This is a genomic window from Gleimia coleocanis DSM 15436, assembly GCF_000159015.1.
Taxonomy (GTDB): Bacteria; Actinomycetota; Actinomycetes; order Actinomycetales; family Actinomycetaceae; genus Gleimia; species Gleimia coleocanis.
This window is the reverse complement of record NZ_DS999543.1, coordinates 99,088-113,241: the sequence shown is the minus strand read 5'-3', so window position 1 is coordinate 113,241 and position 14,154 is coordinate 99,088. Positions and strand designations below refer to the sequence as shown.

Genomic DNA, 14,154 nt, shown 5'->3' with positions numbered 1-14,154 from the left:
GCTAGCTTTACTCAACCCCCGCTGGTAGCCCCGGTCCGCTGGTGATTAGAGTTGCGACCACGTTGGGGTGGTTTTGCATTTTTTTCGCGAGGGCGGTCGCATGAGCCTGCGTTTGAGCGAGCATTGCAATAGTTGGTCCTGAGCCTGAGAGGACTACGTTAAGGGCATCAGTTTCTTTTGCCGCGCGGTAGGTTTCTGCCAAATCTAGACGCAGGGTGAAAGCTGTGGCTTGCAGGTCGTTTTCAAGAATCTCAGCGATTTCAGCTGCGGTACCCAAAGCAGTTTTCAGGTTTTCGTCTGCTTCTAATATGTCATGAGTTTGTGTTGGAAGGGGAATCTCACTGCGCCCCCTATCACTGGTATCAAAGGCAGTGAATACTGCTGGGGTGGAAAGCCCTGTGGCACTCATTAGCATTACCCAGTGACGTGTCCCCGCTAGTTCGTTGGAAATGTCTTTATCCAGGCGGGTCATGTGGTCGCCGTAGCCAAGCCCAAGGCTGACTCCCCCAGTTAGGCAGGCTGGTACGTCCGCTCCTAAACGTCGTCCTAATACTTCTAATGCGCTAGAGTCCAAATCTAAACCGAGTAGCTCATTAACAGCTACCAGCGTAGCTGCAGCGTCAGCTGAACCACCTGCCATGCCACCGGCAATCGGAATACGTTTAATAACTGTTAGATCAAGATAATAGCCGTTAGGAAGACAACCACGCTCACCAGCGAGTTCCACTAAAAGTGAGGCAGCTTTAAAAGCTAAGTGTGTAGCAACTTCCACATCAGCTAACGCAGCTTCAGCAATCCGATTCGCTTCCGCCTCACCTAAGTCAGCTTTATTCCTGACTCGCACGGGATAACCCGACGGGGTGAAAGCAATCTCAGCGGAAAAGTTATCCAGACCGCCCTCGGGAAAAGCACGGAGAACTGCCACGCAAGTTTCGCGTAAACTCACTGTCTCAAAAATGGAATACAGCGGGTGATAACCTTTATTGTCCGGTTTACCAACGCGTAAAACCAGATTCAGTTTCCCCGGCGCACTGCCTATTACAGTACGCGTACTGGTCTGCTCTTCCATGAAAAACTCCCAGTCTCAGGAAACAATCCCCAACTCAGTAGCGGCTCGCCCTAAAGCCACGAACTCGTTAATATCCAAAGTTTCACCGCGGCGCACAGAATCAATACCCGCTTTAGCTAGCAGTTCCTCAGCTAAAGTAGCGTTCCCAGCCCAGTTCTTTAATGCTGCCCGCAAAGTCTTACGACGCTGCGCGAAAGCCGCATCAACTAGCTTAAAAACAGCTTCTTTAGAAACTGCCGGTTCTCCCAGCTCAGGCCCTTCTCCCGCAGCGTAACGAGTAATCCGCACTAAAGAAGAATCCACATTTGGAACTGGCCAGAAAATCTGGCGCGAAATAGTCCCTGCCATTTCCGCATGACCATACCAAGCGGCCTTCACTGAAGGAACCCCGTAAATACGCCCACCCGGAGTAGCTGAAAGACGCTGCGCTACTTCCGTCTGCACCATCACCAGGATTTCCTGAATAGATGGGAAGTGCTCTAAGAAGTTCAATACCAGTGGGACAGCCACGTTATAAGGCAAGTTTGCAACCAGACGAGTCGGAGCCTCCCACTCAACTATTTCCCCATTTATCAGTGGTGCTTCATTCAGTTCAGCGTCACTACGTACTTGCAAACCATCTTTCAACAGCACCCGCAGCGGCAAGTCAGCAGACCCTTGCCCGGCCACCGTAGAGGGCAAAGCAGTTGCTAAAACCGGGTCAATTTCCACTGCGGTAACCCGGCAGCCGGCTTCCAGTAGTCCCAGGGTTAAGGAACCTAAACCAGGGCCGATTTCTAACACGTGTTCGCCTGCAGTGACGCGTCCGGCAGCGATAATTTTCCGTACCGTGCCCCCGTCATGAACGAAGTTCTGTCCTAAAGTTTTCGTAGGTTGAATATTCAGGGCAGCGCAAATCTCCCGCACGTTCACGGGGGTTAGCAGATTAACTTCAGTCATCAGTACCATCCGACAGAATTCGAGTGGCCTAATGCGCCACATGGAGTGCCATATCGTCCTTCAATATACCCGATTCCCCACTTAATCTGGGTAACGGGATTAGTTTGCCAGTCTGCTCCGGCGCTGGCCATTTTATTTCCCGGCAAGGATTGTGGAATACCGTAGGCTCCCGAGGACGGATTCTGCGCGTAAGGATTCCAATGAGACTCGCGATCCCAAAGCATCACCAGGCAGTTAAATTCTGCGGGAGACCAGCCTTTAGCGGCAACTAGTGGTTGCGCTAAGCCACGCGGATCATCACCAGAATATACTGGGGTTGGCAGTGGGTTTCCTTCGTCATCTACGAATTGGCCTTTGGCGCGTAGCTTCGCAGCAATTTCAGTTGGGTCAGCCATTCCAACTAGTACAACTTCGTCCACAGGTTTCGTAGTTACAGTATCAGAAACCAGTACGTCTACGAGCAGTTCTTCATCCACTTTCTGCTGGTAGCGAATGATAGTACGTTGACCGACTTTGCCTTTGGTTTCAACCTTTTTCTTACCTTTAGCAACTTCCGCTGATTCTTTTTCAACGGTTTTGAAAGGAACTGCCGCGGTGGTTGAAACATTACCGCGAGTAACTCGTTTCACGGTTACAGTAAGGACACCGCCCTCTAAATGGGTTACTGCCCGGTCAAGTGGATTAAGCTTAACCTGCGCGGCTTCTAAAAGTGCGTGTATATCGTGGGGGTCACCCAACTTCAGCTTCATTTCTTTACCGTCAGCTTTAACTACTACTTCAGTACCTGGCTTCGCCAAAGGGAGCAGTAGTTTTCGTTCAGCGGAACGCTGCGCAGGGATTTCTAAACGATCAGAGGCTTCAGCTAGAACTTCCGCAATAGTCCCTTCTGTTACCCATTGGGTTTGCATTTCCCCACGGTTAATCACGGACAGCTCTTTTGCCTGGCGTATCTCGATCCGCCCACCGGCGTTAATCTTAGAGTCTAATGCTGGAGTAATCTCATCCCGCGCCGAATAGTTAATACCAGCGTCTTGAAGTACTGCAGAAACAGTTTTCTCCCAGGTATCAACAGGGCGAACTACACCATTTACTGATACCAGCACAGTCTTATGACTGATTCCAAGGTCAGCTGTTGCTCCGCCGACTACTAGTGAGGCGGCGGCAGTTGCAGCAATCAGAATCTGTTTTGCAGAAAACTCCATAGTTAATTCTAACTCTTAGAGCAAGCCTAATTGACGGGCACAGTGTGGCCACTGTCCCCAACCTGCGCGCTGCTGCAAAATTTGTGCGCGTAAAGTTTGTTCAGCAGCAGAATTTTCAGAAGGTAAGCCACTACCACCCACTGCACGCCAGGTTGGCAGTGAGAACTGGTACATACCGTAGTAGCCGTTGCCAGTATTCGTTGCTGGGTTACCGCCAGATTCACACTGTGCCAGAGCCGCCCAAACGTCGCCGGTTGCAACCGGCGCAGGCGCGGGCTGGTTAGGGTTCGCACTCTGTTGAGGTGCTTCTACTTTCGGGCGTTCCTTAGTGCCTTTTTCAATCACGCGGGTCTGTGGTGCTTTTGCTACAACCTTAGAGATTTCTTTATTGACCAGCACCTTGTCACCGCGAGTATGACGGTAGTAAGTAGTTTTTTCCAAGCCTTTTGCGCCCTCTGCTACTACGCGTTCCTCGCCTTTAAACAGTTGGTCAGTTTCCTTAACCTGAGTTTCAAAAGGTAGTTCTTTTTCTTCTACAACGTTTCCACGTTTCACGCGGATAACTTCAATCTGCAGTTTGCCGTCAATCTTATCAACGACTACTGCGTCAATCCCGGATGCCGTTACTTTAGCTTTTTCCAGGAGGGTTGCTACGTTATCAGCCGCGGTAGCTTCAACTTCGACGGCTTTACCATCAGCTTTTACCTGGATTTTTGCAGCGTTGCGGCTCAATGGTTGCAGCTCACCACGTTCAGAACTACGAGAAGCCGGTAGGGATACGTCACGGCCAGTGTCTTCAATCGTGGAAAGTACTTCCTCTAAGCTACCGGCGGTAGACCAGACCTTAACTGTCTGATCATTTTCAAATACCGTGTATTCTTTAGCTCGTTTAATGCGAATACTAGCTCCATCAGCAAGTTCCGCATCGAGTTTCGGAGTCACTTCATCATATTTACCGAGCTTAATGTTAGCTGCTTCTAAAGCATCTGCTACTGTACCCTGCCACGTAGTTACCTGCTGAGTCTTACCCTCATCCTGAATGGTGTAAGTATCGCGCGCCCAGTAGATTCCAACTGTCACAACAGAAGCTAGCATTAGAACTCCTGAAGCGATACCAGCGATTAGCTTACGGCCTTTGTCTTTAACAGCGGTTTTTGCCGCTGCTACGACTACGCTTTCCGTATTCATTTCCATGGTTTCAGCAGATTCTGGTTGCATTGCAGTCAAAAGCAAATCCTTTGTTTGACAGTTATTACTTATATAACCGTATCTACATCTCCTGGGGATTGCACGTGCAGTTAAGCAAACTCACACTAGAGGAAAGTCACCAACTTCCATATATTTGCGCAGCATTACGGTTCAACTGGGTGACGGTTTCAGCTTCACTTAGTTCCCATAGTGAGGCAATGTAACGAACCGTGTGAGTCATTACGTAGCTGGCGTTAGGAGACCCACGATGTGGTACGGGCGTTAAATAAGGAGCATCAGTTTCAACAACTACCAGTTCTTTAGGGATCTCTAAAAAGGCTTCTCTGAGTTCTGCATTAGCTGGGTAGGTTAGTGTCCCTCCGAAGCTGGCGTACCAGCCGTTTTCTTTACAGGCTTGTGCCAGTTCTTTACCGCCTGAAAAACAGTGGAATACGATTGCTGAGTTAGTGTCTTTCGTTTGAAAGTCTTTGAGGATGCTGACGCATTCCGCGTGGGTTTCTCGGTCGTGGATCTGTACTGGCAGGTTGTGTTTTACCCCCATTTCTAGGTGGGCGTAAAAGGATTTAATTTGTGCTTCCAGTCCGGTGTGGGCGGTGCGGTACATATCTAACCCGGTTTCTCCGACGGCTACTACCCCGGGGTGACTGAGGTGTTTGTCTACTTCATTCAGTGCCTCATCCAGGTCAATATGGTGGTCCTTAATCTGTGGGATTAGGCCATCTGGCGAGGTGTCGTTCAGTCCCGCGTGTAGGGGTGCTTCATTCGGGTGGAGTGCCAGCGCAGCGCGAATTCGCAGGTCGTCGCTGTCATATTGTTGAGTGAGTTGCAAAGCGCCTGCAAAATCAGGAAGTTCACACGCTACAGTAATAATGCGATTAACGCCGACTGTTTTTGCGCGTTCAAGCTGGTCCGCGAGCGCTATTTTCACGCCGTCTGCAGAGGGAATTTCCCATTCCCCGAGTGGCAGGTGAGTGTGGTTATCCATTACGGGGATTGGCAGGGGTAGGGAGGCTTCGGGCCAGGTGCGCTTCTTTTTACTCATGTTTCCAGCTTAGCGTGCGTAGGCGGGGTGGTCACTTCTATATTTCCCGAGGGTGTCTCTTATCGAATCTACTTTCCCTATGTTATGGCTTTCTTTGTACTCGTGCTTGTGCGTAGCAGTTAGCTTGCTTTTTCGAAGCTTGTGTCAGTTCCGCCCTCGGGAATTTAATCCTCCAAACGTAAGTTTTTTCGCAGACTCTCCGATAAACTTAATTTTGCTGATATCTGCTCAAAGTTGAGTATTTACAAGCAAACTTACGCAAATGATTTGGAGACGACGATGTCAAAAACCCGCCGAATCTCTGCGAAAGCAATTAGTGTGCTGGCAGGAACCGCCGTCATCAGCGCGGTACTCACCCCAGCAGCCTTCGCAGCAGAAACCCCACCGCCTGCAGCAACACCTGCGGCAACAAACCTAACTGAAATTCCCCAATCCAGTATGCAAGCTCTCTGGGTGAACTCAACCCCAGCGACCAACGAAGCACCAAACGGTGGCCCCCTAAATTACATTCTGGACGGACGCACCGAAACCTACTGGCACACCCAGTGGTATCCAAGCGTCATCGCCCCACCACACAGCTACATAGTGAAGCTCAACAACACTCCAGTGAAACTAGCAAAGCTAGAACTCACCCCACGTCAATCCTCCAACGGTTCCGGACGTGCACGAGCCTGGAAAGTATCTGTCACCACCGAAACTAACTGCTCTGAAAACAGCAGTTACCAAGAAGTAAAAACCGGCGAATTCCCCGGCGACACCTCTGAATGGAACATCGTTCGCAACATCGAAATCAACCCAAGTGTCCCCGCAACCTGCGTTAAGTTCACACAGGAATCCTCATGGGGCGGACACAATCCAGGTGATACCACTTCCATCCCTGACCGAGTAGCATCCCTAGCAGAATTCCGCGCATTCACTGGCGAATGGGGAACTGCTCAACCAACTCCAGCTCCTGGCCTGGATCCAATCACTAAAATTCCGCAATCTCAGCTGCGTTCCACCTGGGAAAGCACCGCCGCTGAAACCGCTGGCGAAGCAGCACCAAACGGTCCTATCGCCAACATTTTTGACGGAAACCGTGACACCTACTGGCATACTCAGTGGCATCCACGCCCTATTGCTCCCCCACATAGCTACACCGTGCAATTAGGTGACTCTCCGGTAAAACTAGCGAAAATTGTGCTTACTCCACGCCAGTCTTCAAATGGTTCTGGACGCGCACATGAATGGGAACTCTATGTTTCCACGGATGGCACCTGTACCGCTAACAGTAACTTTGAAAAAGTCACGGATGGCTCATTCCCAGGTGACACTGCTACTTGGAACCAAGACCGTGAGATTCAAATTAAACCCGCTCGCACCACTAACTGTGTAAAGTTCGTGCAGACTTCCTCATGGGGTGGTCACCAAGGTAACGAAGAAATCTCTCTCACTGAAAACGTAGCTTCCCTAGCAGAATTCAATGCTTATACGGGTGATTGGCCAGCTGATTCCCCCGTACCAGCTCCACCAAGCGTAGATGAAGCATCCCTCCTCACTCTGACTGACGGAATACTGAACGTAAAAATGTTCAAAGCATTCCCACAAGTCTACGAATGGGCATTAGGCGAAGCTAAAGCACCGGGCTTAACTGAAGCACCACTTCCGTTGGTAACTATTGACGAACAGCCAAAAGCTGTTACGGTAACTGAAGCTGTAGTAGCTACCGATCAGCGTAGCGCCACCTGGAACTTCGCAGTAACTGGCACTCCTATTACTTTTAAAGCGAAAGTAACCCTTGACAGTGGCGTATGGAAGTTTGAATTAACTGACCTGGTAGATCCAAACGAAGAAGTCCACCGTATTACGCTACCCGGTTTATCACTGGTATCTTTGGAACCAGCTGAACAGCTAGCAACCGCACGTCTTTCTGTAAACCGTGCTCAGTCAGGTGACCAGATTAAGCGGGCAAGCCAGTATAGCCGCGCCGTCTACTCTTACATGAGTGTTCCAACCAGCGCGCAGCTTTCCTTCGGTATGGATAACAACGCTATTGCGGACAATACTGCTCGATACCAAGGGTCGAACCAGGGTTCAAACGCTAAGTGGCTGAATGTTTTCAAAGACGGTAAGGGCCATGTAATTCCCGGTTCCTTCGTTTGGCGTTCAGTATCTGCTTCCACTATTGGTTTAGACGCAAACCCATATATCGTAGTTAAACCAACTACTGATGCTAATGATGATGCGAATCTGAACTGGCAGGACGGCGCTATCGCCCTACGCGATATTCGCCCAGCAATCAATGGCTCTGACCAGGTGAAGAACACGGTTATTACCCGTATTCCTTTCAACATTGTGTCTCAGGCAACCCACCCATTCCTGCGTACTTTGGATGACACGAAGCGCGTTTCTTTAGCTACGGATGGTTTGCGTCAGCAAGTTATGTTGAAGGGCTACCAGGCTGAAGGCCACGACTCAGCTCACCCTGACTACGCTGGTCACTATAATGAACGCGCTGGTGGTTTCAGTGACCTGGTTACTTTAGCCAATGAATCCAGTAAGTGGAATGCTACATTAGGTGTCCACGTAAACGTCACCGAATCTTACTCTGAGTCTAAGAACTTCTCTGAAGATTTGCTTCAGATGCCTCCTCGGAAGGCTTGGGGTTGGATGAACCAGTCTTACTACATTAACAGTCCTAAGGATTTGGGTACCGGTAAGGTTTTAGAACGTTTCCAGCAGTTCAAGGACGAAGCTCCTGCGAACTTAAATTGGCTTTACATTGACGTTTATTACCCTGATGGTTGGGAAGGTCGCCGCCTGGGTGCGGAACTTTCTAAGCAGGGTTGGGTAATTGGTTCTGAATGGGCTAATAAGTTCCCTGAGAATTCTATTTGGTCTCACTGGGCTAATGATGAGAACTACGGTGGTACTGAAAATAAGGGTATTTCTTCTCAGATTTTCCGTTTCGTTGAAAATTCTCGGAAGGATTTGTTCAACCCTCATCCGATTCTTTCTAATTCGAATATTGTCGAGTTTGAAGGTTGGACTGGCCATGTTGATTACCGTCAGTTCATTAAGAATGTTTGGGATCGTAACCTGCCGGTTAAGTTCCTACAGCAGTCTGACATTATGAAGTGGGATGCGAATAAGATTGTCTTTAAGAATGGTACGGTTGCTACTTCTTCCGTTCGTTCTATTGACGGCACGCATGTTCCTTATAACCGTACAATTTCCTTTGACGGAGCGGTAGTTTACGAGGGCGGCAAGTACCTGTTGCCTTGGAAGGATGGCGGTAAGGATCGCCTGTACCACTGGAATATTGAAGGTGGTTCTTCTACTTGGACTTTAACTGACGCTTGGAAGTCACAGGCTTCTTTGGAAGTGTTTAAGCTGACTGATACTGGTCGCGTGAAGGTTGGTACTGTTCCTGTTGAGAATGGTCAGGTTACTTTAAACGCTGACGTGAATGTGGCTTATGTGCTGTACCCGACTTCTGCAGTGCCGAAGGTAAAGGATCCTAACTGGGGTCAGGGTTCCAACTTGGTTGATCCTGGTTTCTTCTCTGGCACTTTAGATGCGTACCAGGTTGAAGGTAACGCTAGGGTTGTGAAGTCCACGATTGAGAACTTCCAGGCAGAGTTAGGTGACGGCCCTTCTGCTATTTCTCAGTCTTTTGCTAAGGGCAACCTACCTGCAGGTACTTATAATGCTTCTGCTTGGGTTGAGATTCAGCCTGGTGAAAACCGTGAGGTTTCCTTAAGCGTGAGTGGTTCAGGTGTTAAACCTACTAAGCTACAGGCAGCTGTGGATGGTGTTCCAACTACTAAGTTCCGTATGTCTTTGACTCCTAATAAGACTGCGTCTGACGAAAAGTTGAATACTTTCTTCCAGCGCGCTCGCGTTACTTTCACTACTACCGGTGGCAGGGTTGATTTTAAGATCTCTGCGGCTGCTGGCACGGCAAAGGTTCTGGTTGATGATTTGCGGATTGTTCCGTTCGTTGAACCAGTTTTACCTGCGGGTGTGGATGCTTCTAAGGTCGTTTTGTTTGAGAATTATGAGAATCCTGATGCTGGTTACTGGCCTTATGTGACGGGTCCTGATCAGCGTGGTGATGCTCGTACTCAGCTGACTGAGTTGCACCCTCCTTATTCTCAAGCTGGCTGGTGGGGTGTGAATGCTAGTGGCACTCCTCAGGCTGGTTTCAAGCTGGTTGATAACGTTTTGGATGGTAAGTGGTCCATCATGGCTCATGAGGAAAACCTCGGTGTCATTCTGCAGACTTCTGAAACTACTGTCCAGTTCAAAGAAAACCACAAGTACCGCATTAGCTTCGACTACCAGAATGCGCTGTCTGATACTTACGCGTTTGTAACTGGTTACAGCACAGTTCGTGATAATCGACTTGTTGTTCATAAAGATCAGGTACATTCTTTCAAGTCCACTGCTGATATTTCGTCGCTACCTGCTCGTGGTACCACGCAGAAGTTCGAACATGTTTTCAATGTTGGTGCTTGTGGTTCCTACTGGTTCGGTATTGAAAAGCTATCTGGTGGCCACCAGGCTGACCTGTCGATGGACAATATTTTGGTTGAGGACTTAGGCGTTTCTGACCAGCCTCCTGCTTGTGCGCAGATTACCGCTGAGGCACAGGATGCGTCTCTGGTTGCTGGTAAGACTAACTTGGTTAATACCATTGTGACTTCTGATGAAAAGCAGTCCGCTCAGGTTCTGAAGCATTCTCTGGGTGTTCCTGAAGGCTGGAGTGTTGTTGCTCTAGATTTGGCTGATCCTAACTTGCCTGCTCAGGGTACTTCTACACAGCGTTGGCTGGTTACTACTCCAGCTGATTCTGCGGGCATGATTGCTGATTTGAATGTTGCTGCCGCCTATGACTTAGGCGATCAGGGCGTTCGTGTCTTGCAGAAGACTGTACCGATGAAGGTTAATGCTGATGGTCTGGTTAATGGTAAGAATTACCTGTCTGATTTGCCTTTCGTTAGCTCTTCTAATGGTTGGGGTCCGGTTGAACGTGATACCAACAATGGTGAGAATCAAGCTGGGGATGGTGGTCCGATCCGTATCGATGGGGTTACTTATGAGAAAGGTCTGGGTACGCACGCTAATTCCGTGGTTCGTTTTGATCTGGGTGGCAAGTGTACCAGCTTCCGCGCTGTAGTTGGTGTGGATGACCGTCAGGCTACCGCTGGTTCTGTACAGTTCACTGTTTCGGGTGATGATCGTGTGCTGGTTCCGCTTACTCCGGTGATGCGCGCAAATTCACCTGCAAAGGTTTTGGAAGCTGATTTAACTGGTGTTGACGTGCTGATTCTGCGTGTCACGAACGGTGGCGACGGCGCTGGTAATGACTGGGCTTCTTGGGGCGATGCGCACATTAACTGTGCGGTAGCTCCTAAGGAAGCTCCAGCTACGCTAACGGTTTCTGCTGATTCCGCGAAGCCTGGTGAAGAGATTATTTTATCTTTGACTGGCTTCCAGCCTGCTGGCTCTGTTTCTATCCGAAACGCGTTTACCGCTGAAGAGTTCGGCACTGCAGAAGTTTCTGCTGAAGGTAATGCAACTTTCAAATATGTGGTTCCTGCTGATGCTAAGCCTGCTGAGCTTACTTTCGGCGCAGTTCAGGCAGTTGATGCGGATTGGAAGGCTGCTTCGGCGAAGATTCAGGTTACTGCAAAGACTGAGGATGTGAATCCTTCTGGGCCTGGAACTGGTTCCGAGGGCGGCGAGGAAACTCCTGCAGCTAGCGCAGAGGTTACTTTACTTACCACTGAAATCACTGCTGGTGATGAGATTGTTGGTATTGGTAAGGGCTTTGCTGCGAATACTGAATACTTGGTGGAGCTTCATTCTAAGCCACTACCTTTGGGCTTAGTTACCTCTGACGCTGCCGGTAAGATCACTTTCAGTTTCAAGACTCCGGCTACTGTTTCTGCGGGAGCACACCATGTGGTGATTCTTGATAAGGCGGGTAAGCAGCTAACAAAGTCTGCGATTGTTGTTAAGGCTAAGTCTGCTGGTTCTAAGCCAGTTGTGAAACCTTCTAAGCCTGGTTCTGCGACTAAGCCTGCGGTTTCAACCCAGAAGGCCTCTGTAAAGACTTTGTCTAATACGGGTGCTTCGGTAGCTGGCTTCACTGTTGTGGCTTTGGTTCTTGGGGCTGCTGGCGTGATGCTGATACGTCGCCGTCAGGGCTGAGCTACTGGTTTTAACTAAATAACGCACTCGGGGCGTGTGTAGGATTTCTACTTGTTAGTTTCCTATACACGCCCCAAGTACTTTTAAATAAACGCGCGAACTGCGATTCCTACGCAGGCAAAACGTGGGAGTTGCGATTCCCACGCAGACAAAACGCGGGAGTTGCGATTCCCGCGCAGAAGAATCACGCATAAAAGTGTGCCCCCTCAAAAAAGAGGGGGCACACTTAACTAACAGCTATCAGCGGTAGTTGTTAATGTAAGTAGGCATGATGTAATCATTGGCAATCGCATGATCATCAGTCATGACTGGGTCGTTAATATCTTTAGCGAAGTAGAGTTCTTCATCCCCTGGAATATCATTCCAAGTTGGGTCGTAGTACAACCATTTGCCGTCGATTTTCACAGCTGCCCAGGCGTGTCCAATAGAAGGGTCGCCGTGAATACCACCGGTAACGACTACTGCTTCCATTCCAGCTTCACGAGCCATGAATACGAATGACTCAGCGTAGGATTCGCAAACTCCTTTATGAACAACTGCCGTACCGTAAGTTGTCCAGTTGGTTTCCAACTCTGGTTCATTGATTGGCACGCCCTTGGAGTTATTTTCACGCAATACTCTTAACGCCGCATAGTTATATTTAGTGTTGTCAATAACCCAGCGGTTAATCTTACGTGTCTTTTCCAGATCGCTCAGATTATCTAAACGCATTTCTTTCACTGCGCTACGCAGTGCATTGCGTGCTTTCATAGTACGTTGATTTCGCGTTGCTTTATCGATAACTACGTATTCGATAATCAATGAGGTGCCCGAAGGAGTGTATCGATAGCGACTAATCTGCGGAGCATTTGTCGTCTGAGTGGCAGCTTCGTAAAGTGCCGCTAATAGGTAGTCAGTGTTCCTAGCTTCAGGGAACTGGGAAGTATCGATATATTCTTCGCCATGAAGCAGATGCCGAGCAATATGTGCAGATAGAGCGTTGGATGCAAAAATCTCTTGCTCCTCATTTAATTTTTCTTCAGCTTCTGCTTCTTCTTTAGAAACAGGCTTTTCTTCCTGCTTCTGCTTGATTTTATCGGCCTCATCTTCTTCTACGGTTTCACGCTTAGTTTCGATAACACCCGTAGGAATCTTTTCAGCGTCCTCACTAAGCTTTTTTAAAATTTCCCGATAATTTTCTGGATACTTCTCTACCGTGAAGTCAGCTATTATTCCGGCGCCTAAAACCTGCATGGGGACTTTCAAACCCTGTTTTTCTTTTTCTGCTTTATCCCAAAGTGGTTTGACTGGCAGATCACGGGTACGCCCAGACACCATGGTGACGGGTAGTTTAGTGGGCATATCTTCAAGGTTTGCAAATGTTAGTAAACCGCGGTTAGCACTTGAGAAGTTTGCTTCCAACTCAGCTGCAGCTAGTTTCAATGAAACACGGTCTTCATATTCACTTAATGCTACTCGGTTTGAAAGAACTGACGGAGTTTGACCTTTGAGTGCTACCACCGCAAGGCTCGAAACATCCTTAGTATTCTCTTTTCTCGCAACCTGGAATTCTTCTTCAGTGGGTTTACGCCCTAATTGTTTAAAAAGTTCATCTTCAATGGGGTTTGCTTGGTTTTGTAGTTCGCTGATAATCCACTCACGACTTTGTTTCTCAGCGTTTATGTTCCAAGAAGTCTTGTTTGTGTGTGCGATAACACGGCTGATGCCGTGGTCGTAGGATTTTAGATCCAGTGCTTTATCTTTATAATCTACGACTTCGATACCTACTTTGACGATCAGATATTCAGTAGCACCTTCGACTGATTCCCACTTAAGTTCCAATGAACCATTTTCGGTAAAGTTGTGGCTCACTACAGGTGTGCTTGGAGCATTTTTGTCGGCTGAGTTTATTTTGTAGGTGATAATCTTGGGTTTTTCCAAGAGCTTACCGGTTTTGAAGTCGTTTTTAACAACTACGTAAATACGGTCTAGTAGTCCCCAACTTTTGGTAGTGTACAACTTGTACGGGCTTTTCTGAAGAGAACCAAATTTTTCTTTAGATTCGGCATAGATGGGGCGTTCGTCGTTTGACGATATGCTGATCGTGTTAGTTTGAAAGTCACGATTGATTTCCAAAAATGGTTTGGAAGTTAAGGCAATATCAGTGTAAACCTCGACTGGATGATAGTAAGAGCGGTTCTCACCGTTAGGTATTTCAAAGTCTTCCCAATAGTCGAACTGAGAGGCTTTTTCTTCTTTAACCTCAAATTGAATCACATCATCCGAGGATATTTCGTGTATCTCTTCGAAAGTGATATTAGCTTCTTCATCGTATTTTTTCTTCAGCTCGGTGATTGAAGAAATTGTTTTAATACGGTCTCCACGCACGCCGACTGTTCCGCCTGGGAAACAACCGGAGAGAGTGAATGCAAGCATTCCGGCCGTAATGAAAGAGACGAGCTTTCGCATTATTTTCCTTATTTTCCGAGGGCGTTACCTGCCTGTAAGCCCCGCAG

The 14,154-nt window shown here is 48.4% G+C and carries 7 protein-coding genes; 1 reads left to right on the top strand and 6 read right to left on the bottom strand.

Translation table 11 applies throughout. From position 1 onward, the window contains the following. Positions 1 to 7 precede the first annotated feature (7 nt). The 5 genes from HMPREF0044_RS02355 to HMPREF0044_RS02335 form a co-directional block, all read right to left on the bottom strand. Positions 8 to 925 carry a 4-(cytidine 5'-diphospho)-2-C-methyl-D-erythritol kinase gene (locus HMPREF0044_RS02355; RefSeq protein WP_158027156.1) on the bottom strand — a complete coding sequence of 306 codons (918 nt, stop codon included), beginning with the start codon at positions 923 to 925 and terminating at the stop codon, positions 8 to 10. Positions 926 to 1,084: 159 nt separating this feature from the next. Continuing rightward, complete coding sequence (gene rsmA, locus HMPREF0044_RS02350; RefSeq protein ID WP_006546498.1) at positions 1,085 to 2,017, bottom strand: 16S rRNA (adenine(1518)-N(6)/adenine(1519)-N(6))-dimethyltransferase RsmA; 933 nt, start codon at positions 2,015 to 2,017, stop codon at positions 1,085 to 1,087. Beyond that, on the bottom strand, positions 2,008 to 3,210 hold the full coding sequence (locus tag HMPREF0044_RS02345) for a resuscitation-promoting factor (protein ID WP_006546497.1): 1,203 nt from the start codon (positions 3,208 to 3,210) through the stop codon (positions 2,008 to 2,010). The genes rsmA and HMPREF0044_RS02345 overlap by 10 nt, the downstream gene beginning before the upstream one ends. A 15-nt stretch (positions 3,211 to 3,225) precedes the next feature. Further along, positions 3,226 to 4,428, bottom strand: coding sequence for a resuscitation-promoting factor (locus HMPREF0044_RS08345; protein WP_006546496.1), 1,203 nt, complete (start codon positions 4,426 to 4,428; stop codon positions 3,226 to 3,228). Positions 4,429 to 4,534: 106 nt separating this feature from the next. Beyond that, positions 4,535 to 5,461 carry a TatD family hydrolase gene (locus HMPREF0044_RS02335; protein WP_006546495.1) on the bottom strand — a complete coding sequence of 309 codons (927 nt, stop codon included), beginning with the start codon at positions 5,459 to 5,461 and terminating at the stop codon, positions 4,535 to 4,537. A gap of 279 nt (positions 5,462 to 5,740) precedes the next feature. Here HMPREF0044_RS02335 and HMPREF0044_RS07810 point away from each other — a divergent pair, with 279 nt between their 5' ends. Next, complete coding sequence (locus HMPREF0044_RS07810; protein ID WP_006546494.1) at positions 5,741 to 11,659, top strand: endo-alpha-N-acetylgalactosaminidase family protein; 5,919 nt, start codon at positions 5,741 to 5,743, stop codon at positions 11,657 to 11,659. Between the two features lie 240 nt (positions 11,660 to 11,899). Here HMPREF0044_RS07810 and HMPREF0044_RS02325 read toward each other — a convergent pair whose 3' ends face one another. Beyond that, positions 11,900 to 14,107 (bottom strand): transglutaminase domain-containing protein, encoded by a 2,208-nt coding sequence (locus HMPREF0044_RS02325; RefSeq protein WP_006546493.1) that lies wholly within the window; start codon positions 14,105 to 14,107, stop codon positions 11,900 to 11,902. Positions 14,108 to 14,154: the final 47 nt, after the last annotated feature.